At 56.9% G+C, this 21011-nt stretch carries 21 protein-coding genes; 13 read left to right on the top strand and 8 right to left on the bottom strand.

The window, feature by feature from the left end:
• Positions 1-211 precede the first annotated feature (211 nt).
• A complete protein-coding gene (locus tag ABNH18_RS02795; RefSeq protein ID WP_349381367.1) occupies positions 212-577 on the top strand; it encodes a hypothetical protein in 366 nt (121 codons plus the stop codon).
• A gap of 38 nt (positions 578-615) precedes the next feature.
• Here ABNH18_RS02795 and ABNH18_RS02790 read toward each other — a convergent pair whose 3' ends face one another.
• Positions 616-1665: a GNAT family N-acetyltransferase gene (locus ABNH18_RS02790; RefSeq protein ID WP_349381366.1), complete on the bottom strand. Its 1050-nt coding sequence runs from the start codon at positions 1663-1665 to the stop codon at positions 616-618.
• Positions 1666-1878: 213 nt separating this feature from the next.
• Between ABNH18_RS02790 and ABNH18_RS02785 the strand changes: the two genes are divergently transcribed.
• On the top strand, positions 1879-2487 hold the full coding sequence (locus ABNH18_RS02785) for a cold-shock protein (protein ID WP_349381365.1): 609 nt from the start codon (positions 1879-1881) through the stop codon (positions 2485-2487).
• Between the two features lie 89 nt (positions 2488-2576).
• The gene (locus tag ABNH18_RS02780) at positions 2577-4130 is read left to right on the top strand and encodes a sodium:solute symporter family protein (protein ID WP_349381364.1); all 1554 of its coding nucleotides are present in this window, start codon (positions 2577-2579) and stop codon (positions 4128-4130) included.
• Here the strand turns inward: ABNH18_RS02780 and ABNH18_RS02775 are convergent.
• Together ABNH18_RS02775 and ABNH18_RS02770 are read right to left on the bottom strand one after the other, a co-directional pair.
• Complete coding sequence (locus ABNH18_RS02775) at positions 4058-4720, bottom strand: hypothetical protein (RefSeq protein ID WP_349381363.1); 663 nt, start codon at positions 4718-4720, stop codon at positions 4058-4060. The genes ABNH18_RS02780 and ABNH18_RS02775 overlap by 73 nt on opposite strands.
• Positions 4720-6021 carry a sialidase family protein gene (locus ABNH18_RS02770; protein ID WP_349381362.1) on the bottom strand — a complete coding sequence of 434 codons (1302 nt, stop codon included), beginning with the start codon at positions 6019-6021 and terminating at the stop codon, positions 4720-4722. Before ABNH18_RS02770 ends, ABNH18_RS02775 begins: the two co-directional genes overlap by 1 nt.
• 265 nt (positions 6022-6286) lie before the next feature.
• Between ABNH18_RS02770 and ABNH18_RS02765 the strand changes: the two genes are divergently transcribed.
• The 3 genes from ABNH18_RS02765 to ABNH18_RS02755 all read left to right on the top strand — a co-directional run bounded on the left by ABNH18_RS02765 (position 6287) and on the right by ABNH18_RS02755 (position 8879).
• Positions 6287-7048, top strand: a complete 762-nt coding sequence (locus ABNH18_RS02765; RefSeq protein ID WP_349381361.1) for an START domain-containing protein — start codon at positions 6287-6289, stop codon at positions 7046-7048.
• 323 nt (positions 7049-7371) lie between these two features.
• A complete protein-coding gene (locus ABNH18_RS02760) occupies positions 7372-8211 on the top strand; it encodes an SDR family NAD(P)-dependent oxidoreductase (RefSeq protein ID WP_349381360.1) in 840 nt (279 codons plus the stop codon).
• Between the two features lie 77 nt (positions 8212-8288).
• Complete coding sequence (locus ABNH18_RS02755; RefSeq protein WP_349381359.1) at positions 8289-8879, top strand: DUF938 domain-containing protein; 591 nt, start codon at positions 8289-8291, stop codon at positions 8877-8879.
• Positions 8880-8896: 17 nt separating this feature from the next.
• On the opposite strand, the gene ABNH18_RS02750 is transcribed toward ABNH18_RS02755, so the two are convergent.
• The gene (locus ABNH18_RS02750) at positions 8897-9154 is read right to left on the bottom strand and encodes a DUF1145 domain-containing protein (protein ID WP_349381358.1); all 258 of its coding nucleotides are present in this window, start codon (positions 9152-9154) and stop codon (positions 8897-8899) included.
• 132 nt (positions 9155-9286) lie between these two features.
• Here ABNH18_RS02750 and rhlB point away from each other — a divergent pair, with 132 nt between their 5' ends.
• Both rhlB and glpE read left to right on the top strand, forming a co-directional pair.
• Positions 9287-10549 (top strand): ATP-dependent RNA helicase RhlB, encoded by a 1263-nt coding sequence (gene rhlB / locus ABNH18_RS02745; protein ID WP_349381357.1) that lies wholly within the window; start codon positions 9287-9289, stop codon positions 10547-10549.
• A gap of 24 nt (positions 10550-10573) precedes the next feature.
• Positions 10574-10894, top strand: a complete 321-nt coding sequence (gene glpE, locus ABNH18_RS02740; protein WP_349381356.1) for a thiosulfate sulfurtransferase GlpE — start codon at positions 10574-10576, stop codon at positions 10892-10894.
• 468 nt (positions 10895-11362) lie between these two features.
• Here glpE and ABNH18_RS02735 read toward each other — a convergent pair whose 3' ends face one another.
• Entirely contained in the window at positions 11363-12046 is a 684-nt protein-coding gene (locus tag ABNH18_RS02735; protein ID WP_349381355.1) for an OmpW/AlkL family protein, read from the bottom strand.
• Positions 12047-12576: 530 nt separating this feature from the next.
• Here ABNH18_RS02735 and ABNH18_RS02730 point away from each other — a divergent pair.
• Entirely contained in the window at positions 12577-13587 is a 1011-nt protein-coding gene (locus ABNH18_RS02730) for a hypothetical protein (RefSeq protein ID WP_349381354.1), read from the top strand.
• A gap of 141 nt (positions 13588-13728) precedes the next feature.
• On the opposite strand, the gene ABNH18_RS02725 is transcribed toward ABNH18_RS02730, so the two are convergent.
• On the bottom strand, positions 13729-15195 hold the full coding sequence (locus ABNH18_RS02725; RefSeq protein ID WP_349381353.1) for a PhoH family protein: 1467 nt from the start codon (positions 15193-15195) through the stop codon (positions 13729-13731).
• 397 nt (positions 15196-15592) lie between these two features.
• On the opposite strand from ABNH18_RS02725, the gene ABNH18_RS02720 reads away from it, so the two are divergent.
• Positions 15593-16054: a methyltransferase family protein gene (locus tag ABNH18_RS02720; protein ID WP_349381352.1), complete on the top strand. Its 462-nt coding sequence runs from the start codon at positions 15593-15595 to the stop codon at positions 16052-16054.
• On the opposite strand, the gene ABNH18_RS02715 is transcribed toward ABNH18_RS02720, so the two are convergent.
• The gene (locus tag ABNH18_RS02715; RefSeq protein WP_349381351.1) at positions 15954-16691 is read right to left on the bottom strand and encodes a C40 family peptidase; all 738 of its coding nucleotides are present in this window, start codon (positions 16689-16691) and stop codon (positions 15954-15956) included. The genes ABNH18_RS02720 and ABNH18_RS02715 overlap by 101 nt on opposite strands.
• Positions 16692-17031: 340 nt before the next feature.
• Between ABNH18_RS02715 and ABNH18_RS02710 the strand changes: the two genes are divergently transcribed.
• The 3 genes from ABNH18_RS02710 to ABNH18_RS02700 all read left to right on the top strand — a co-directional run bounded on the left by ABNH18_RS02710 (position 17032) and on the right by ABNH18_RS02700 (position 19670).
• Positions 17032-18075 carry a M14 family zinc carboxypeptidase gene (locus ABNH18_RS02710; RefSeq protein WP_349381350.1) on the top strand — a complete coding sequence of 348 codons (1044 nt, stop codon included), beginning with the start codon at positions 17032-17034 and terminating at the stop codon, positions 18073-18075.
• Positions 18076-18286: 211 nt separating this feature from the next.
• Positions 18287-18751 carry a hypothetical protein gene (locus ABNH18_RS02705; RefSeq protein ID WP_349381349.1) on the top strand — a complete coding sequence of 155 codons (465 nt, stop codon included), beginning with the start codon at positions 18287-18289 and terminating at the stop codon, positions 18749-18751.
• Between the two features lie 217 nt (positions 18752-18968).
• A complete protein-coding gene (locus ABNH18_RS02700; protein ID WP_349381348.1) occupies positions 18969-19670 on the top strand; it encodes a TorF family putative porin in 702 nt (233 codons plus the stop codon).
• 226 nt (positions 19671-19896) lie between these two features.
• Here ABNH18_RS02700 and ABNH18_RS02695 read toward each other — a convergent pair whose 3' ends face one another.
• The gene (locus ABNH18_RS02695) at positions 19897-20829 is read right to left on the bottom strand and encodes an endonuclease/exonuclease/phosphatase family protein (protein WP_349381347.1); all 933 of its coding nucleotides are present in this window, start codon (positions 20827-20829) and stop codon (positions 19897-19899) included.
• Positions 20830-21011: the final 182 nt, after the last annotated feature.

The following is a 21011-nucleotide window of genomic DNA, read 5'->3' as shown; positions in this document are numbered from 1 at the left end:
CATTGGCAGGCGGGCCACCCTATTATGCAAAACACTGAATCTTCTTCAAATTGTCAGCTTTAGCTGACAATTATCAGAGCAACTTCCCTATGCATTGGCACGAAAGTACGGGCAGAATACGAACATCTCCGAAACACTGCCGTTGATCGGCAGAACTGTGATTCGCATCACATTTTCACGGACGATCAACCTCATGGGACGAGGACAAACGATGGAATTCAGTAAAGCAAGCACCCGCAATACATGGGAATCCGTGGCCCACGCCACCGAACAGGTTCGTAGCGGTAGCCTGGACCCGGCACTCTCGGCCTGGGTTAAGGCGCAAGGCTTTGCGCTGGATGAAACCGTTTTTTCGTGTGTATGCAGGTTCGATGACGGCATCTACACCGGCACTCTCGTTGACCGACACGGCCGTGCCTGGGAGTTCTTTGCCGATCTGAATGACCCACTGAGCTGCGACCTGGAAGATGTGACTGATACCCTGGGGCCGAAATCCCCAGACCACCCCCAGGCTGATTTGTGTGACAAAGTCACCATGGCCCTGCTGTACCAGCGAGAGCAGCAAGTAGCGGCCTGACGATCCTGGCCGACATGTTAAGGGCCATTAGGGACTCGTTATTCCCCACCTCGCCGGAAGGGCAACAGACTGCGCGCCTCGTCCTGGTAACGCTGCACATGCAGCGCTTCTTCCTCACAGAAATCCCCAATTGCCCGCTGAAAAGCGGGCTCACACAAATGGTGCAACGACCAAGTAATCACCGGTTCGAAGCCACGCAGAATCTTATGCTCGCCCTGCACACCGGGGTCAAACTCCTGTAACTGCTGCTCAATGGCAAACTCGATACCCTGGTAATAGCACATTTCGAAATGCAGGCAATCGCGCTCCTGCAGGCAGCCCCAGTAGCGGCCATAGAGCTGGGTGTCGTCGAAGAAATACAGGGCCGCTGCGATAGGTGCCTGGCTATTGCCGTCCCGGGCCAACACCATCATCAGCTGCTCCCCCTGCTGTTCGGCCACCGTGGCAAAAAACGCCTCGTTCAGGTACGGCATCTGACCACGCTTGAGATACGTGCTGGCGTAGCAACGATAGAACAAGGACCAGTCATCTGCCTGGATCTGGGCGCCACGGCGGCGCTCGATCTGGATGCCCTGCTCGTGGATTCGCCGACGCTCCTTGCGCAGGTTCTTGCGCTTGCGCGACTGGAACTCAGCCAGAAAAGCACCGAAATCGGCATAGCCGCGATTAAACCAACGAAAGTGACAGGCCTGGCGAGACACCAGCGGCAAATCCACCAGAGCCTCACGGCTTGCCTGGTCCGGAAACAACAAATGCCAGCCACTAGCCTGCTGCACCGCCAATTGCTCGCTCACCGCCTGCCAAAGCGTCTCCGGGCGCCAGTCGCCCAACCACCGCGGGCCCACCACCGGCGTGAACGGCACCGAGGTCACCAACTTGGGGTAATAAGCCAGCCCATGGCGCTGATATGCGTCTGCCCAGCTGAAATCAAACACGTACTCGCCACGGGAATGGTCTCGACCGTACAAAGGCAGCCAGGCCCCGTCGCGCTCAACATGGCAGGGCGACCAGCCAGTCTCTGGCGTGGTGGCGCCGCACTGCTGCAACGCCTGGAAAAAAGCCGAATTCAGGAATGGATACGACGTCAAAATGACTCCAACATGAGTTTCACCGCCAGCTTGGGTACAATGCCCGGATTGTGCGGTGCCTGACAGTCATTACCGGCAAGCCCTGCCAACAAAAAGGGCCACGGTAACGGGGGTTTTACCCGGGCACATTAGCCGCACAATACCGCCTCGTCATCTGGCTGTTTTTATCCTTACTTTTATCACTCATTGCATAAACAAGGTAACGTCAATTCCATGAATGTCTCTAAATCGCTGACTATTTTTTACGTCATCGTCACCCTGTTGCTGGCCATCCCTGGCGCCTGGCTTCTGTTTGCGCCGGAAATGGCCCTGGTGACTATCCACGAAAACCTGGCCATGATTCAGGTTTCTAACATCCACAGTCAACAAACCGGCCTGGGCCTGTTGCTGGCCGCGGCCGTCAACCTGGTCTGCCTGCTTGGCGGTCGCCAGCGGCTGCCGCTGCACGTGGCCGTGTTTTTCTACCTCGCCGGCCTGGTAGCCAGCCATGGTAATACCGTCTTCACCCACCAGGCATGGCTGTGGATTCCGGTCCTCGCCTACCTGCTGCCGCTGATTCCCTTCAGCAAGTTGGTGCCAGCCAACCTGTCTATGCCCTCCTTGCCCGGCAGCAATGGCCAGCAGCGCGGTGAAGTGAAGTGGTTCAACCCGAACAAAGGCTTCGGCTTCATTCTTACCGACAGCGGTGAAGAACTGTTTGTGCATTTCAAAGCAGTACAGAACGGCGGCCGTCGCAGCCTGCGCACCGGCACCAAGGTACGTTTCGATACCCGCATGTCTGATCGTGGCGAACAAGCCGATAACGTTTATATCGAGCAGTAACGCAACATAAGCCGCATCACGCGGCGCGCAACAGGCTGCACGCGGCGGCCTGTTGCGCGCCGCCTGTTGCCTGAAGCGGAATAACAATAATGACACTGGCCACGGCTGACTGGGTTGTCCTGGCGGGCTACCTGTGTGTGGTACTGGGTATCGGCATCTATTTTTCTCGCCGCAATACCAGCACCGAAGAATATTTTGTCGGCGGACGACGCTTTCGCGGCTGGGTGATTGGCCTCTCGCTGGTGGGTACGTCCATTAGCTCTATTACCTTCCTTGCCTACCCGGCCGATGCGTTCAAAACCGACTGGTTGCGCTACCTGCCTAACCTGGCGTTGCTACCGGCCATGCTGGTCGCCGCCTTTGTTTTTCTCCCTTTTTTCCGGCGTGGCAACATGACCAGCGCCTACGAATTTCTCGAACAACGCTACGGCCCCTCCATTCGAGTGTATGGCGCCGTGGCCTTTCTGGTGGCACAGCTGGTGCGCCTGGCCATGATTCTGTGGCTGTTGTCGCTGTTGATTCAACAGGTCACCGATCTGTCACCAACCACCGCCATTGTGCTCGGCGGCCTCTTTGTGGGGCTGTACACCGTGATCGGCGGCATCGATGCGGTGATCTGGACCGATGTGCTGCAAACCGTGATTTTGCTGCTCGGCGGCATTATCTGCCTGTGGGTGATACTGGATGCACTACCCGGCGGCCTGAATCAGGTGTTTGAGCAAGCCGGCAGCGCCGGCAAGTTTGCGCTGGCACCGTGGGAAAACGGCGCCCCGGGGGACACCTCCTGGTCGTTCTCCCTGAGCGAGAAAACCGCCACCATGATGCTGCTGATCGGGCTGACCAACTGGCTCACCGAATACTCCAGCAACCAGAACACCGTGCAGCGTTACTGCGCCTCCCAATCCACACTGGAAGCGCGGCGAGGACTCTGGGTCTACCTGTTCACGGCCCTGCCGATCTGGGCGTTCTATATGTTACTGGGCACCGCTCTGTGGGTGTTCTTTCAGGTGTACCCGGACCCACATGCCGGCGCCATTCTGGCCAGTGATGCGCGGGCGGAAACTCTGATGCCGCATTTCATCACCGCTTACCTGCCCGCGGGTGTGGCCGGGCTGGTCATTGCGGCGGCCCTCGCCGCCGCCATGAGCTCACTGGATTCCAGCATCAATTCGATTACCACTGTCAGCGTGGTGGACCTGTATCGCCGCCACCTGCGCCCCGGTCGCGATGATCGCCACTATCTGAAAGTGGCCTGGGCCATCGCCATCGCCGTCACTGGCTTCATGATTATCGGTGCGCTGTGGCTGAACCAGGCTGACACAAAAACGCTGCAGGACACCTCCACCATTCTGGTGTCCCTGCTGGGTGGCGGCATGCTGGGGTTGTATCTACTGGGGTTCTTCAGCAAGAAGGGGAATGCACGGGCCGCCTGGTGTGGCATCGGCTGCACATTGGTATTCACCAGCTGGACGATCCTGACCAACAACCAGCTGCTGCCAGAGGCGCTAAGCGCCCCCTTTGACCTGTACTACACCGGCCTGATCGGCAACGTGTTGATGTTCCTGGTCGGTTATCTGGTGGCGTTGTTCTGGCCCGCCGCCTCAGTAGCACCGTCTGCGCCCTTGTCTTCCTCCGAAGGCTGAACCGATGGCTGCGACGCGGGCATGGCCCGTGCCCGCAGCAATCGATCTCGCAATAACCAACCTGCCGCCCAGCACACCAGCCAGGGATCGATCAGGTAATCCCACAGGTTGTCACTGGTCAGCAAACCGGCGCCAAAGGCGCACTGAGCCGCCACCAGAATCAGGCAGGATGCATAGGCCCGCGTAATCCACGCCAACAGACCGATCAGCAACAGAGCCGTACTGAATTCAAAACTGCCAAAGCCCAACGCATAAGGGTCAGCATAGCTGGAGCCCATGCTCATCGGGTAGAACCACAGCGCCATCAATACCAGCATCAGGCAGGCGGTGCGCAACTCCCGCACGGGTAGCCAGTAATGCCCGACGACACGGTGCTGAATCGCCAGCACCGCCAACAGGCCAGAGGAGACACTAAAGCCCGCCAGATAACTCAACACCCAAGTCCCAGGCCCCCAGGGGTAAGGCAGCAAGGACCAAACGAAGACCAGCGCGGCCAGAAAAATACGCCCCCGCAAGAACAGCAAGTTGGCACTGATACGCAACTGAACCGCCACCAGCACCAGCGCGCAAATCACCAAATCAAGTGACATTACCGAGCTCCTTGTGCGGGTTCTTGTGGGGACACTGTGCCCTCAGAGGAATCAGCTTTCAGCCAGGCATGGCGGATCGCCGTCTTGTTCCAGGTGTAAAGTAGATGCAGATCGCCATTACGGGTGCGCACCATATACGGGTAGTCGTACTGAAATTCACAGCCCCGGTGACTTTGGCACTTGTTGGCCTTCACTCGCTCAAGAAACAGGCGCCGATCTTCGGGAATAGCACCGCCGACAAACTCATCGTCAATCAGATCAGCAAACGCATCCGGTTTCAGCTCGCTACCGCGCCACTGCTCCCGATTATGGAAAAACCAGCGATCTTCCCAGTGCTGCCCTGCATCACGGGTTTCACGAATACACAGGTCATCGCGCTCTTCACGGTTACAATTAGTGGCCACCAGCCAATGCCCCGGCCCCATGGCAACGCCGCCCACGGCTGAGCTGGGATTATCTACCGGCGCGTATTCCAGCGGCGACCAACGCCAACCACCATCACTACTGGAGGACTGATACAAATACCCGTTATTCGGCTCGTTCTCATTGCGCAGGAAAGAGACCGCGTGATTACTGTCATCCACCAACACCAGCGGCTGGATAGCCTTGCGTCCATGCCCGATGCGGGCCTTACCGAGGATGCGATTATTGCGGTCCAGGCGCAGAATTTCACCAAACTTGCCGATCATTTCGTGGTACACCGGCAAACCGATGGAACCATCGCTGTAATGGATCGGCGGAGTTTTAACCAGTGTACTGATATTGAGAAACGGGGTAGCCGCCAGAGCAGTATCGAAATGCCAACTGGCCCCTTGATCCGACGACTCCATCACCACTATGCGGCTGGCCGCCCAACCCCCGAAACTGACGGCTACGACAAACAACCGCATGTGGCCATTGTCGTCCAGCACCGGTACCGCGTTACCCAGTTTGCGAATGTGCCGCCCCCAACCGCGAGAGATTTGTTCGCGGGTAACGGACACCTTTTCGTCAGACCAGGTACCCGACTCAGGATCAAAAATCGCAGAATTAATGGACACATCACCCGCCCCTTCACGGGTGCCGGCAAACCAGAAGGCGCGCAAGCGGCCATCGGGCAGCTCTAGCATGGAGGCCGCATGCACCATATTAGTATCCGCATCGGACGCAAAGCGGGTTTGCCATTGGCTATCCGCCGGAACCGGGGCAGGATCAGCCGCCAACAACTGTGGGGTCGGCTGCCAGAGGCGTGCCGGTGTTGCCGCAAAGTAGCCCGCCACCAGAGCGGCACCGACCAAAAGATGAAAAGCTCGCTTAAGCATAGGGAATCGTCACAACTGAAATATGCAAATGCTTGTTATTGGGTGATCTATTGGCGCAAAACGCGCCGGGCGACAGTCTAGCAGCCGTTCACAAAATTGCCTGCCGTTAATACATATTTGCCGCACCGACTGTCAGTTAGCGCGGAGAAACCACAGGGCAAAGCGGTCAAAATGTGTTCAGCCCTATAATGATAATGTCATAATGACGTCGCGTTATATGCCCAAATCAATTCCAAGAATAGCGAACAAGGACTTCTCGCCCCCTATGGACAGGCTTCGACCTTTTGGCCTCAGTTGGCTGCTGCTTGCACTTTCTGCATTGCTCTCTACCCTTTCTCCCGCATGGTCGGCACCAGCATCCAGCAATGCGGCCCCGGGCTGGACACTGGTCAGCGACCGCAATGACATTCAGGTGTACATGAAACACCGGGATGAATCCCGCTTAAAAACCTTTCGCGGTATCACCCGCTTTACCTTGAACGACGAATACTCCCTGGTGGCCCTGCTAAACGACTATCCTTCATTTCCCAAGTGGCTACACTTTGTCGACAGCGCTGAAGAGTTTGGCCGTACCAGCCCCCTGGATCGGCAGCTGCGGTTTACTACACAACTACCTTGGCCACTGGCAGACCGGGAAGCGGTGCTGCGCGCCAAAGTCACGCAGACCCTGGGCACCGATCCTGAATCGGTAATGATTACGTTGATTAACCAGCCCGATTCCTTACCCCCCAACAATAACTACATCCGCTTCCCGGAAATGACCGGGCTGCTGGGTTTTACCCGGCTGGGTAACCGCGAAGTGGAAATGACCTATGAACTGATTCTGGATCCGGGCGGTTACATCCCCGCCTGGATTGCCAATATCCTGCTTCGCGATGCCCCTTACTTCACGCTTGAGCGTCTGCGCCGCATCGTCAACAAGCCGGAATACCAGAGCCATTATTACGACTATATTGATTTGCATGGCCCCGGCCGGCCAGCAGATGCCAACCCACAGGCCGCACCACCGCCAGCCCCCAGCTCATAAACGGCGATCACCACACCGCCTGAGGGCAGCGATTTTGCAGCCCTCTCTCCAGGCGATTTCACCCCAGCGCCACAATGCCGTGTCGCCAACGCCACGGCCCCAGCACCTTGTCTGACAAAATTGGCCCATTCTGCGGTAACAAAGTGTCTACACTCGGTCGCTTTGATGAAGCTGAAAGTTCAAAGTTGAAAAGCGCGAGGAAACTATCGGTAATACCCCGAAGCGCCGGGCCCGCGACGACAAGCAATCCTGAGCAACCAAATTGGATCGCGCTTTTGAACTTTGAACGGCTTGCAACGGAATGAGTGGACACAGGAGTAATCATGAAGAATTTCAAAGATAAAGTGGCGGTCATCACCGGTGCCGGCTCCGGCATCGGCCGTGCTCTGGCCCAGGAACTGGCGGCATCCGGCGCGAAGCTGGCACTATCCGACATTAATGAAGCCGGCCTGAAAGAAACCGCCAACAGCCTGAATCTCGGCGAAGATCGTCTGATGACCAAGATTCTCGACGTGGCCGACCGCCAGGCGTTCTATGATTTCGCCGACGATGTGGTCAACCATTTCGGCCACGCCAACATGATCTTCAACAACGCCGGTGTGGCACTGGGCGCTACCGTGGAAGACATGAACTATGACGACTTCGAGTGGTTGATGAACATCAACTTCTGGGGCGTGGTCTACGGCACCAAGGCTTTCCTGCCCTACCTGAAGCAAGCCGGTGAAGGTCATATCGTCAACGTCTCTTCTATCTTTGGCCTGGTTGGCATCCCCACACAGTCGGCCTACAACGCCGCTAAATTCGCGGTGCGTGGCTTCACGGAAGCCCTACGCATCGAGCTGGAAATGGAAGGCAGCCCGGTATCCTGTACCTCCATTCACCCGGGCGGCATCAAGACCAACATTGCCAAGGCCGCGCGTTTTGACGCAAGCGTTGAACGCATTACTGGTGGCAATCAAGAGCAATCCATCCAAGACTTCGAGAAAATGTTCCGCACTACGCCGGAAGAAGCCGCCAGCACCATCCTTAAGGGTGTCCGCGCCAACAAGCGTCGTGTTCTGATTGGCTCAGATGCTGTCGCTGTCGATACCATGCAGCGCCTGCTGCCAACCAGCTACCAAAAGCTGGTCGCCATGGGTCAGAAGTACATGAACAAGAAGTAACGACTGGGGAATATCGCTTTTCCCTTGCCAGAAAAAGCCTTTGATGGTGCCATGGCTTCTCACTCACAGGAGTAGCCATGACATCCCCAGAGGTTCCTTTTTCCCAGGCGGCCGAAAACAATAAAGGCCCCATCCTCCAGGTTCTGCAACAACACTGTCAGGCCCCCGGCACCTTGCTGGAAATTGGCGCAGGCACCGGACAACATGCCGCCTGGCTCTCTGCACAGTTGCCCCACCTGCAATGGCAACCTTCTGACGTGGCGGAAAATTTGCCCGCCATTCGCCACTGGTTAAGTCAGAGCCCCAACCCGGCAAAGGCCCCCTTGGCACTGGACGTGACGGACCAATGGCCCTCCGGCCCGTTTGATTATCTGTTCACCGCCAATACCTTCCACATCATGGCGCAATCGCTGGTGGCCCACTGTATCGCCGAAGGTTGCCAGCGTCTCAGCCCGAAAGGGGTATTCATGGTCTACGGCCCCTTCAACTACGATGGGCAGTTCACCAGTGATTCCAATAGACAGTTTGAAGGATGGCTGAAAGCCACTGATGCGCAGCGGGGAATCCGCGACAAGGAGTGGGTGGAGCAGGAATTTGCCCGCCACGGCCGGCAATGCCTGACAGACCATGCCATGCCGGCCAATAACCGGGTGCTGGTGTTTGGGTAAAAGAGTTGAGATCAGGCTCAGGCGCGGCGAATACCGCGCATTCTCGGCTTCAGGTAAATCACCCCGAATATCAGGGTCATCAAGGCATCACGCCAGTGAAACAGGCCCTTGCCCCGCAGCCACAGGGCAAAGCCCAGGCATTCCAGCGCATGCAGTATCGCCACCACCGAGCCGGCAATAATGAGCAAGCGGTCAAAGGGAGCGGGTAAATCCATGAAAATGGCTAACAGTACCCCCACCCAAAACACTACAATAACGCCGCGAAGCAAGCCCATAACAAACATCCTCTGACAGCGCTGGCTATTTTTTCTACACTGTGATGTTTGGAGACGCCTCCAAGGCCCTGCCAGACAGGAACACAAGGCGACTGCACTCACAAATCTCTCGCATTCAGACTGAGCGAATACATGCAAAAAGACAAGGCAAGCTCCTGGAGCCTGGAGCAATTTCAGGTCCCGGAAAAGGAAGGCGAGAGCCGCTTTCACGATTTCGACCTGCACCTGGACCTGATGCACGGTATCGCTGATTCCGGTTTCCAGTACTGCACCCCCATTCAGGCCGAAGTGCTGACCCACACCCTTGCTGGCGCCGACGCCATCGGCCGGGCCCAGACCGGCACCGGGAAAACCGCCGCCTTCCTGATCACCGTGATCAACGACCTGCTCAAGCACCCCATCGACGTGCAGCGTTTTGCCGGTGAGCCCCGAGCCCTGATTGTGGCCCCCACCCGGGAACTGGCCATGCAGATCGAAAAAGACGCCAATATACTGGCCAAGCACACCGACCTGCAGGTAATGAGTGTGGTCGGCGGCATGAACTTCAATCGTCAGCAGGAACGCCTGCAAAACAAGCTGATTGATATTCTGGTGGCCACCCCCGGGCGGCTACTGGACTTCGCCAAGCGCCGCGACCTGTGGCTCGACCGGGTGGAATTCCTGGTGCTGGACGAAGCCGATCGCATGCTGGACATGGGCTTCATTCCCGATGTGAAACGCATTGTCGGCATGACCCCGAAAAGCCAGCACCGCCAGACCCAGCTGTTCTCCGCCACCTTCAACGACGACGTGATGAACCTGTCACGTCGCTGGACCCAGGACGCGGAAGTGGTGGAGATCGAACCCACCCAAGTCACCACCGATACCGTGGAACAGAAGGTCTACATCACCAATACCGACGACAAGTTCAAGCTGCTCTATAACCTGATCACTGGCATGAACATGGACAAGGTCATCGTGTTTGCCAACCGCCGGGATATTACCCGCCGAGTCAGCGATCGGTTGCACAAGAAGGGGCTGAAAGTTTCCCTGATTTCCGGCGACGTGCCGCAGACCCAGCGTAGCAAGACTCTGGAACGCTTCCGCGCCGGCGAATTGCAGGTGCTGATCGCCACCGACGTGGCCGGCCGGGGCATCCACATCGACGGCGTCTCCCATGTGGTGAACTACAACCTGCCGGAAGATCCCGAAGATTACGTACACCGCATTGGCCGTACCGGCCGTGCTGGCGCCAGCGGCATGTCGATCAGCTTTGCCTGTGAAGACGATGCCTTCCTGCTGCCGGAACTGGAAAATGCCATCGGCATGAAGCTGGAATGCGAATACCCGCCTGCCGACCTGCTGGCCGAGAAAGACGCTGCCGCCCCCGCAAAAACCGACAGCAAAGACACCTAGCAATAAGCGGAAAAGGACTGACCAATGGCAACACGAATCAGCCCCACTGACGGCAAGGCCCTGTTTGAACAGGGCGACGCCTTGTTCATCGACATCCGCGACCCGGCCAGTTTTGCAGCCGGGCACCTGCGCGGCGCCGTGCACTTGAGTCAGGCCAACGTGGAACCCTTCCTGGCCAACACCGCCCCGGATCATGCCCTGGTGGTGTACTGCTACCACGGCAACAGCAGCCAGAACGCGGCGGACTGGCTGAGCGAGCAGGGTTTCAGCAATGCCGTCAGCCTGGACGGCGGCTACGACGTGTTTCGCCAGCAGTTTCCGGAATGCTTGGAAGAAATGGCTTAATTAGGGTTCATCGCGGAGTAGAGTGAATAACACGCTTCTCGCCGTTTGATTGGCTTATCGCAAATGCCCCGTGCTTTGCCATACGCTCGGTGCCGGATGCCTGACGCAAAAACACATAACCCAGAAGGCTGTCGCTACTACGATACGTCTTTTGAGGAATATTCAGGGAACAATCTGGTCATCGCGTTTTGCGAAGAGCGCATCAAGGCCACGGTTTTCCAGGTGTTGAATGAAAGCGTCAGTCGTCGGGCCTCCGACGTTCAGCGGTCGCCAGAGCGGGATAATGAGACAGGTCCGACACCGGCTCACCACTCCATTCCGCGATAACCCTCAATTAAACCCGCTGGAAGCAACACGCCAAACAGGAAAGCACAGGGCGGAGATCACTCAATACCCTCTCCGCCCATGCGCCCAAGCTCACTGGGGACTTACTCTCTACCGCGTCCAGCGTGTTACGTGAAGCGCCCCCTAAAAGCGATAGCCCACGCCCACCATGTAGACCCAAGGGTCAATTTCCACATCGATTTTATCCACCCGAGCGTCGTTCACATACAGCCGCGCTTCGGTATCAATATCGATATTCCAGACGCTGGCATTGAGCAGCCAGTTTTCATTGATGAGGAGATCCGCACCCACTTCCCAGGCAAAGCCCACGGAATTGCTCAGCTTCACATCCACATCAGCGCCGCCCAACAAAGGGCTCACTACTGCATCATCAATGCTGTCATCGAAGAACAGCGTGTAGTTCACCCCGGCTCCAAGATACCCGCGTACAGGGCCCAGCTGAGGAGCATAAAACTGTGCCAGCAACGTCGGTGGCAGATGGCTGGTTTCGCCAATCACTACCCCGCTTCCCCCGGTATCCAGAATGATGTCATGGGTGAACGGCGTTGCCCCGACCAATTCAACACCAATGCTGTCTGTCACCATATAAGCGAACGTCAGCCCCACCTGGGTATCATCGTCCACATCGACCTCTAGCCCGCCAACCACTGGCAATGCCGGATCGAAAGCATCACTGCTCACATCAGGAGCAACCTTGATGCCCCCCATACGTACGATGAAATCACCGGATTGATGAGCCATGACAGGCCCGGCCAACAAGACGGTGGACAACATCAACACACTTTTTCCCTGTCCGCGCAGTTTCATACCCTTCCCCCCTCTATTAATTCAAAACCCGGTGTGAATCCCCTGATGGGTCAACACGGCACCATTGAACGCCACACTCGGGTACCAGGCATTGCGCTGCATCAATAAAGAATCAGGCGTCCGTCAAATGCTGTCGCAATACCTAGGGAGCCCCCCTCACTGACTGCCAGACTGGATGTCCAGACATATTGGCGCCCCGCTCGATTCAGAATAGGCGCCCCTACCGATGCAACCCTGCGCATACCGACAAAAACCGCATAAATATTGACCAACGGTACAAAACATACCGCCTGCCGATGCCGATCCTTTCTGGTAGCAAACCGTGCCCGGCATACACACCACCACACTGCGTCTGTAACGTTTGCACTAGCGCCCCCGGCAGCAGTCTTCCCGGTTACATACAGCGTGGTGCGAATGCCGCAAGATAGCTTTCGGAGCCGTGTGCTCTACCGCGAAGCGGGGGCTGCGTTCCATCGCTATGCCCGGAATCCCCAATATCCAGAACCGAATAACAATGAGGTTGTATCACCATGCCCGCCAACACACTGGTCAGCGCCCTGCGCGATGCTCACAAGGCACATCTGAGCCAACAGCTTCAGAACCCGGAACACTGGCAGGACCTTATGGCTCAAGCGAGCAACCTGCTTACTGACATTCCGCTCGGCAACCTGGTGGATCAAGACAGTCTTGTAGAGGTCGTTGATCAGTGGCTGCTGGAAGCGCTCAGTGCCCGCGGATTGCAGGACGTCATCAACGACGTGAGCCTTGCCGTGTGGGAAGCTGCAGAGCAGGATGATGCCACCATCGGTGAGCTACTTCGCGAAGAACACTTCGAGACCATTCTCGAACAGGTACTGAAACTGCAAAGCCTGCGGGAAAAAGCCATTCACTCAGCCATGAACCATCCACTGGTCAGCGAAATGGTCAGTGAAATGCTCTATACCGGCATCAAGAATTTCCTGTTGGAAGAAAATGCGCTGGCGAAGCTGCCCGGTGTTAGCAGCATGATGAAGATGGGCCGCAAGAGTGTGGTCGGCAAAGCCATGGGCGGCATGGAGGAATCCATTCGCACCTACCTGCAAAAGAATATTCGCGTCACCCTGAAAACCGGTGAGCAATGGCTGAACAAGCAATTAACCAACGAGCGAATTCAGCAACTGGCCCGCGATGGCTATCTCCGCGTCGCTCCGCTTAAACCAGCAAATTACATGAAGATGGTGCCCGACGGCGCCGTGACGGAAGTGGTGGCGCAAAGTTGCGCGATTACCGATGAAAGTGCCCGTCTGGCGTACACCCGCCGGCTGGTCAGCGTGGGCATCCAGGCAGCCGTAACATCGCTGATGGACAAACCACTGAAAAGTGTCCTCGAGGGCATGCAGATCAGTGAAGAACGAATCCGCGAGATCGCCACGCCGGCACTGGCTAGGGGCGCCAGTGTTCTGGTTGAACAAGGCGTACTGGAACCCTTTATCGAGTGGGTGCTGGACGATTTCTATCAGTCCGAGGCGTGCAAAAAGATACTGGAAAGTAGCGACGCTTGATACAAAGCCGCTGTAGGCGCGAAGCCTGAACCACGAACCCCGCGCTGGCGTACGGAGGCTCCCTGCAAGGAATGCAGGGAGCCTGGCCCGGGACACCCGGTTCGCCCCTCAGGCGGCGCTCCTGCCATTAACCACTTTGCCTTAAAGAAACGACTCCGCGTATTCCGCCAGCTTGGATCTGGGCACACCATTGAGCTGCACCGAACCACCATGCTCGAACCGTTTAAAGCGCTCGGTCATGTAAGTCAGCCCGGAACTGGTGGGTGACAAATAAGGCGTATCGATCTGTGCCAAATTACCCAGGCACACCACCTTGGAGCCTTCCCCTGCCCGGGTAATGATCGCCTTCATCTGATGGGGAGTCAGGTTCTGGCTTTCATCGATCAGGATCAGGGATTTCTGGAAACTGCGCCCGCGGATGTAGTTCATGGCCTTGAACTGGATATTGGCGCGTTCCTTCACATACTGAATGCTACCGGACGGGTTTTCATCGTTAAGGTGCAGCGCTTCGATGTTGTCGTTGATGGCCCCCAGCCACGGGTCCATCTTTTCTTCTTCCGTGCCGGGCAGAAAGCCATGATCTTCCGCCAGCGGTGGCGTGGAGCGGGTGGCAATAATCTTGTTGAAGCTCTTCTGTTCCACCGTCATTTCAATAGCAGCGGCCAGGGCCAGAATGGTTTTCCCTGACCCGGCCGCACCGGTCAGCGTGACAATGTGTACATCCGGGTCCAACAACATCTGCAAGGCAATAGCCTGCTGAATGTTCATCGGTTTCAGGCCCCAGGCTTCCTGCTCCATCAGGCTGTCCGCCTTGTAATGTCGAAGCGTTACCACGCCGTTTTCCACCGTCATCACCCGGCCAACAAATCCCTGCTCATCGATGATGTACTGGTTGGGGTACACCTCTTCACCCAGAATTTCGCTGACCAGCAACCCGTGGGAAAGATGGTGCAGCGTATCCACCCCCACCTGCTCGGTTTCTACCTGAGTCACCTGATCCCAGAACGAACCCGGCACTTCAAAGTAGCCCCGTGTTAGCTGCTTAATGTCTGACACGAGTTGGTCGTTGTGATAATCCTCCGACTCGATACCGCACGCCCGCGCCTTGAGGCGCATGTTGATATCCTTGGTCACCAGAATATAGCGGCGGTCCGGGAACTGATGCTTCATGGCGACCACATCATTGATGATGCGGTTGTCATTGAGATCATTGGGAAGCGGCGCCGTGGCCTTGTTTTGCTCCGCCATCAGCACTGTCAGTGTGCCCTGGGGCGCATTATCGCCGCCACGGGGAATCGGAATGCCTTCTTCCACTTGCTGCGGGGTTGCACTGCCCAACACCTTGTCGATCTGCCGAATGGCGGCACGGCAGTCCGCCGCCGTGTGCGACTTGCCACTCTTGAGCTTGTCCAGTTCTTCCAGCACCGTCATGGGAATCACAACCCGATGTTCCTCGAAATTCAGTAACGAATTGGGGTCATGAATCAGCACATTGGTATCGATAACGTAGGTTTTTTTCTGCTCTTCTTCGAAAGTCGAACTGTCGTTCTGGCTATCGTCTGTGTGGTTAACGGAAAGGGTGTGGAGTCTGGCCGCGCGCTCTTCCATGCGTATCCCCTGTACAGGTTAGACGGTACGGTTGCATCGTTTTGGCGGCATGTGGCTTGGCGTCAGATCTAAGAGTGCAAGAGTGACGCCTGCCCCTGCCGCCACGGTTTAAGCCCTTTGGCGGTTCAGTTGCATTAAGCTGTTTCAGCTTTTGATCGCGATCACTCCCACAAAGGCGGGATTGGAATTACCATAACCCAGCTTTTCACAAACGATCAATAGTCCATTGCGCAATCTTTTTGCCTCTCCTTGCGTTCACTGCGTGCAACGCTGCTCTGTGAATGGTTGACCAAGCCGAAAGCTGGCCCGCTATTTCCCGTGATAAAAACGGCCCAAGACAGATACAATCACAGCCTGAATCCAATGCCGCCACACAAACACCGCCAAAGGAATTTTCATGTCGCTTGAACATCCCCAGGTCATAATGCCGCCGCCAGCCCTTTTCCTGGGCGGCCTGCTGATGGGGTACGGACTGGACCGGGCGCTGACCCTGCCGGCAGTGCAGTTCCCCGGTCAACACTGGGTCACTCTGGTGCTGGCAATTATCGGTATCGGGCTTACCGCCAGCGCAGTGATTCAGCTGCGCCGGGCCAGCACCACAATGATGCCCCACCGGGCGGCCAACGCCCTGCTCACCGGTGGTGTATTTGCACTCAGCCGCAACCCGATCTACCTGGGCTTTGCCTGTCTGCACCTGGCCATGGCGCTGGCTCAGCACAGCACCGGGATGCTGGTAATGTGGGTGCCCGTCATCTGGGTTATCCAGCAACATGTGATCGCGGCGGAAGAAACGTTTCATGCCCAGCAGTTTGGTGAGCAATGGCAGGCATACAGGCAGAAGGTGCGCCGCTGGCTGTAAGGGCATCATCAGCCTCACAGAGCACTGGGTGTGGTAATTCAGATTTGAGCCACTCCACAGGGCCCAGCTTGCCGTGTTGCAGGCGCATATGCCGCGATCCAAAATGGCCGGGCACCAAGGTGCTTGAGCGAGTGTCCAGGGGTAACCATCCAAGACGCCGGTACAGCTCTGCCACCAGCTCGGAACAGAACCAACCCCGCTGGTCTGGACGCCGGGTGAACCCGGTCAGCACATCCAGCGCATTACAAAGCACATAATTTTTATAGGGACGATGCAGCAACCGGCGCGCCATCCGTGCCACCATCCGTTGCTGCCGTTCCGATAGATTCGGGCCGTGCCGGCGACGCACCGCCACCGCCCCCGGGTAGTCGCGAATTTTGCTATACAACGGGACTAACGCCACACCCGCAACCGGGTGGCCGAGAGTAATATCCGGGGATTCACTCAGCGTGGTGGATTCCAGCACCAGCGGTTCCGGCTGGCCGGGCAGGTGGAGCACCATGCCGATGTGGCTCCAGGGGCTGCGAGTAAAGACCCGAATTACATCGCTGGTAAAACCACGGCCCGAAAAAAGCAGCAGATCACCGGTACGCAACGTATCAACAGAATCGTGAGGCTGAATGTCTGGCTTGGCCACAGTCGCCCTTCCGTTGTGATGACATCCGGACGAAGCATTTCGCCCGCCAAGTGATGAAACATCCTGTCCTTCACGCTAGAAACCGGGCATGACAGTCTGCTGACAACACGATCACACTTTGGTGAAAGGACAGCGAGTGCCGTACGCCGGATGCCTGTCGCCCAAAATCAACAGCCACATCACTCCTGCTTATGTCGACGCTTTCCCGCACGCGTGTACCCTCCACGCGGTAAAAGACACCAATGGGGCACCGTCAGGCCCGGGCTTTTCTCCCTGGTATCGTCATATTTCTGTTATCCATGGGCGTTAAGGTAAGCGTCACTGTGGATGAAACTGACCTATGGAAGAAAAGCTCTACCTGCTGCAACGCCATCTGCCGGAACTGCTGGAACTGGATGCATTGATCCGTCACGGCGAGCGTCATTTGCGCGTGACCACGGTGCACCAGGTCCCCATGGGGCAAGTGTCCCTGCCGATTCATGTGATCGAGCTGGGCAGCCGCTCACCGAATGCACCAGTGGTGGGATTTTTCGGTGGCGTGCATGGTGTGGAGCGCATCGGCAGTCAGGTGCTGATGTCCTGGTTACATAGCCTGATCCATCGACTGCAATGGGACGACCAGCTTCACCGGCGCCTGGAAAAGGTACGCCTGGTGTTCATGCCCATGATCAATCCCGGTGGCATCTGGCAGCGCACTCGCAGCAACCCCAACGGGGTGGATCTGATGCGCAATGCACCGGTGGACGCCATGGGCAAGGTACCCTTTCTGGTGGGCGGCCACCGCATCAGCCGGCACCTGCCCTGGTACCGGGGAAAAAATGGCGCCCCCATGGAACCCGAAGCCCAAGCGGTGATCCGCACCGTGCGCGAGAAACTGTTTTCCTCACCGTTTTCCATGAGCCTGGATTGCCACAGCGGCTTCGGCCGCCGCGACAGAGTCTGGTGTTGCTACGCGCGAAGTCACCGGCCGATCCCGCATATTGCGGAGGTATACCGGCTCAAACAGGTCTTCGAGCAGACCTACCCGAATCACCATCCCTACCTGATTGAACCCCAATCGATTAACTACACCACCCACGGGGATCTCTGGGACTATCTGTACGACGACGCCCAGGAACAACAGCCGAATCACACCTTCCTGCCCTTCACTCTGGAAATGGGCTCCTGGCTCTGGGTGCGCAAAAATCCACGCCAAATGCTGGATTTCTTCGGTTACTTCAACCCCATGATCAGACATCGTCACCACCGGGTGCTGCGCCAGCACTTGCCCTTCTTCGAGTTTCTCACTGCCATGGCCAGTAATGCCGGCAACTGGTTGCCTACCCCGAAAGAGAAGTCGCGCCTGACCCAGCAAGCCATCGAACACTGGTTTGGCGCCACCTGACCCCCGCACACGGCAGGCATAAGCCACCACTTCAGGCTAGCAATACCGCCATGGGCCCGGATTATCGAAAGCAACAATTGGCCTCAGCCTTGCATTGACCCGTGCATGCGCGATGCCCAAGATTGGATCATTCTCATTCGAGGCACCGCCGAATCACGCTTTGCCTGCTCTGCATTGCCTTATACTAAGTACAACCCAACAGGAGTTTTCTATGAAACACCTTGTCACTGCCTGTGCATTCTTACTGGCCGGCTGCCAACACCTGAACTATCAACCCCCCAGCGGCGACGATACCGCCACCGTCACTTTCACCGGTAACAGCATCTCCGCTCAGCCGATGGTGTGTGTACCCGGAAAAGGCTTTAAAGCCACTGAGTATGCCCTGACCAGCAGTGGCAGCGACGCGCTCGGCGATTTACGGGAAACCCTCAAAAAGAGCCCGCAAGTCACCACCTCAGTGCCGGCAGGAAGCTCCACCCGCATCGGCGTGGCCTTCAATCGTCCGGGCAATAACCACAGCCGCGATCGCTGCCAGGTTGCCCTGTTATTCACGCCTTCTGCTGGCAGTGAGTACAGCGCCCACTTTGTCTATGAAAACGACCAGTGCGGGCTTTCACTGAAAGAATCCTCAGGCGGTTCCGCCGATGCCGTGCTGACGGACTGGAAATGCCCATAAGCGTCGCACCAAAGCGGTGCCAGGCACCATTACAGTGCACCGCTTTCTTTATTTCCCCTTCATGAACCTTCAGCGAACCTTCCCGAAAACAGTTAACCCCTTGTTATAAAAAAGATAAAAATAATTGGCACAGTCTCTGCAATACCCTTGATGAGCCGATTTGGCGGTGCGTCACCTGCGCACACTGAACGAATTAGACTTGTTAAGAGGGTTGCACATGAAAAACGTATTTGGTCTGAAGAAAACCGTTCTGGCGGCATCCGTTATTGCTGCCAGCCTGGCCCCTGCCATTGCTGCAGCTGAAGTCAGCGGCACCCTGGGTGCATCCAGCCAGTACTTGTGGCGTGGTCAGCAGTTGACTGACGGCGCAGCGGTATACGGCAGTGTGGATTACTCCCACGCTTCCGGCCTGTACGCAGGTGCCTGGGCGTCCTCTGAAACCGATGACACCGAGTATGACCTGTACGCCGGTTATGGTGGCGAAGTAGGCGGCTTTAGCTATGACATCAGCTACATCGACTACAACTACACCAGCGGTGGCACCGTTTCAGCTCCGGCCTCCGGTGCGGATTTCGAAGAAGTTCACGTTGGTGCAGGCTTTGCCGGCTTCAGCGCTGATGCCTTCATCGGCGTTGGCGAAGTGGCCCACGGCGACAACGCCACCGACAACAAAGACAACTACTTCGCACTGGGCTACGGCTACGATAAATATGGCATCAGCGCGGGTTACTACGACTTTGACGGCGACCCGGTAACCGACGGCACCCTGGCCGACTACACCCACGTGGATCTTAGCTACGCCGTTACCGATCAGTTCACCTTCACTGCCTCCAAAATTGTCGACCAGGAAGACGTGGCCGGCACAGACACTTGGGATGACGACGTAGTAATGAGCGTTTCTTACGAGTTCGCCCTGTAAAGCATAAGATCAAACACGCTCCATCGGGCGACTCCGGTCGCCCACTGTTTTACGCCGCAGGGCTCTCCCTGGTCCTCGCAAGCACGCAAGCAACCCTGCGGCGTTTTTTTAATGTACGTTTGACGCTCAACGCCCGATGCCTGACGCTTAAAAGCAAAGCGGGTCAGCGTGACTGAAAGCAGGCAAATTCCCCGTATCTTCTATCTTCTCGCTTCTAATCCGGCTCCTAGCGTTCAAAGTACACCACCAGTGCATCATGGTCGGACACCGGCGCCACCCCCTTGCTGCCATACAGGCTGTCGTAGCGGCCCGCATTGCCACGACTTACCGCGATCTTGCTAACAAACGTTTTTAATCCGGGCGTCACCCAGATATGGTCTAGCGCTTGCGGACGACAGCGGTGGCGAAAACTGTAGCGTTCCTTTTCCGGTAAAGACTGCCAGAGATTCAACAACCCCGATTGTTCGAACCGTTCATAACTGTCGGAGAAGCGACCCGCGTCCCAGGTCGTATTGAAATCCCCCGCGACAATCAACGGCGGAGTCTGCGCCGTTACCCAATTGGCCAGCAAGGCCGCCTGGGTTTGCCTTTTTTCATGGACCCAGGTTTTCTTTAAATCCCGCGCACTACGCAAATGCACCACCACCAAATTCGCCGCAAGCGGCGCCTCAAGTGCAACTACCAATGGCGGACGTGAATACAACGCATGGCCATGAAACTGTTGATCCGAAAACAACGTACGCACCGCACCGATTTTTACCGGTGAGCGATACAGCACCGCCACATCCATACCGGAAGGATCATTGCCTTCGCGCAACACGGAACGATACCGGTAACCCCGTTTCGCCATCTGGTCCGCCAGACGGTCCAGCACCGCCCGGTTTTCCACTTCCTGCAACGCCAGTACATGCGGCGCATTCAGCTTAGCAACAACAAACTCTGCAACCGCATTCACCCGCGCTTCCAGAACGGCGGACGATACCGGGGAATCCAGCTCGCTGTTCTTGCGATCATCGCGCAAACGCCACAGGTTCAGGGTTGCCAGCGCCCACGTTTGATCAGACGCAGCCGGCACGCCACGGGCAGGCGCCAACCGCTGGCAATCTGCCGAGGCCAGAAGAGGAAAAATAATGAGGGTAATCAGGATTAATAAACGCATACAGGCAGTGTAGGCGTGCCGTCAGCTGCGCAACAGAGGCACAGGCGCAAGCGCATGTAGATACCGTCTCTCCTAATGAACTACAACCCTCTCACATGGGTTGTGGTTCATATTCTTTCTGGTGCGCCAGTACGCCGTAAGCGATGTGCACCAGCTTTCTCATGGCGGCTCCAAGCGCCGAC

Source organism: Alcanivorax sp. (assembly GCF_040118815.1).
In the GTDB taxonomy this organism is placed as follows: Bacteria; Pseudomonadota; Gammaproteobacteria; order Pseudomonadales; family Alcanivoracaceae; genus Alcanivorax.
Note: the sequence above shows the minus strand (reverse complement) of the source record. Positions and strands in the feature narration are given on the sequence as shown.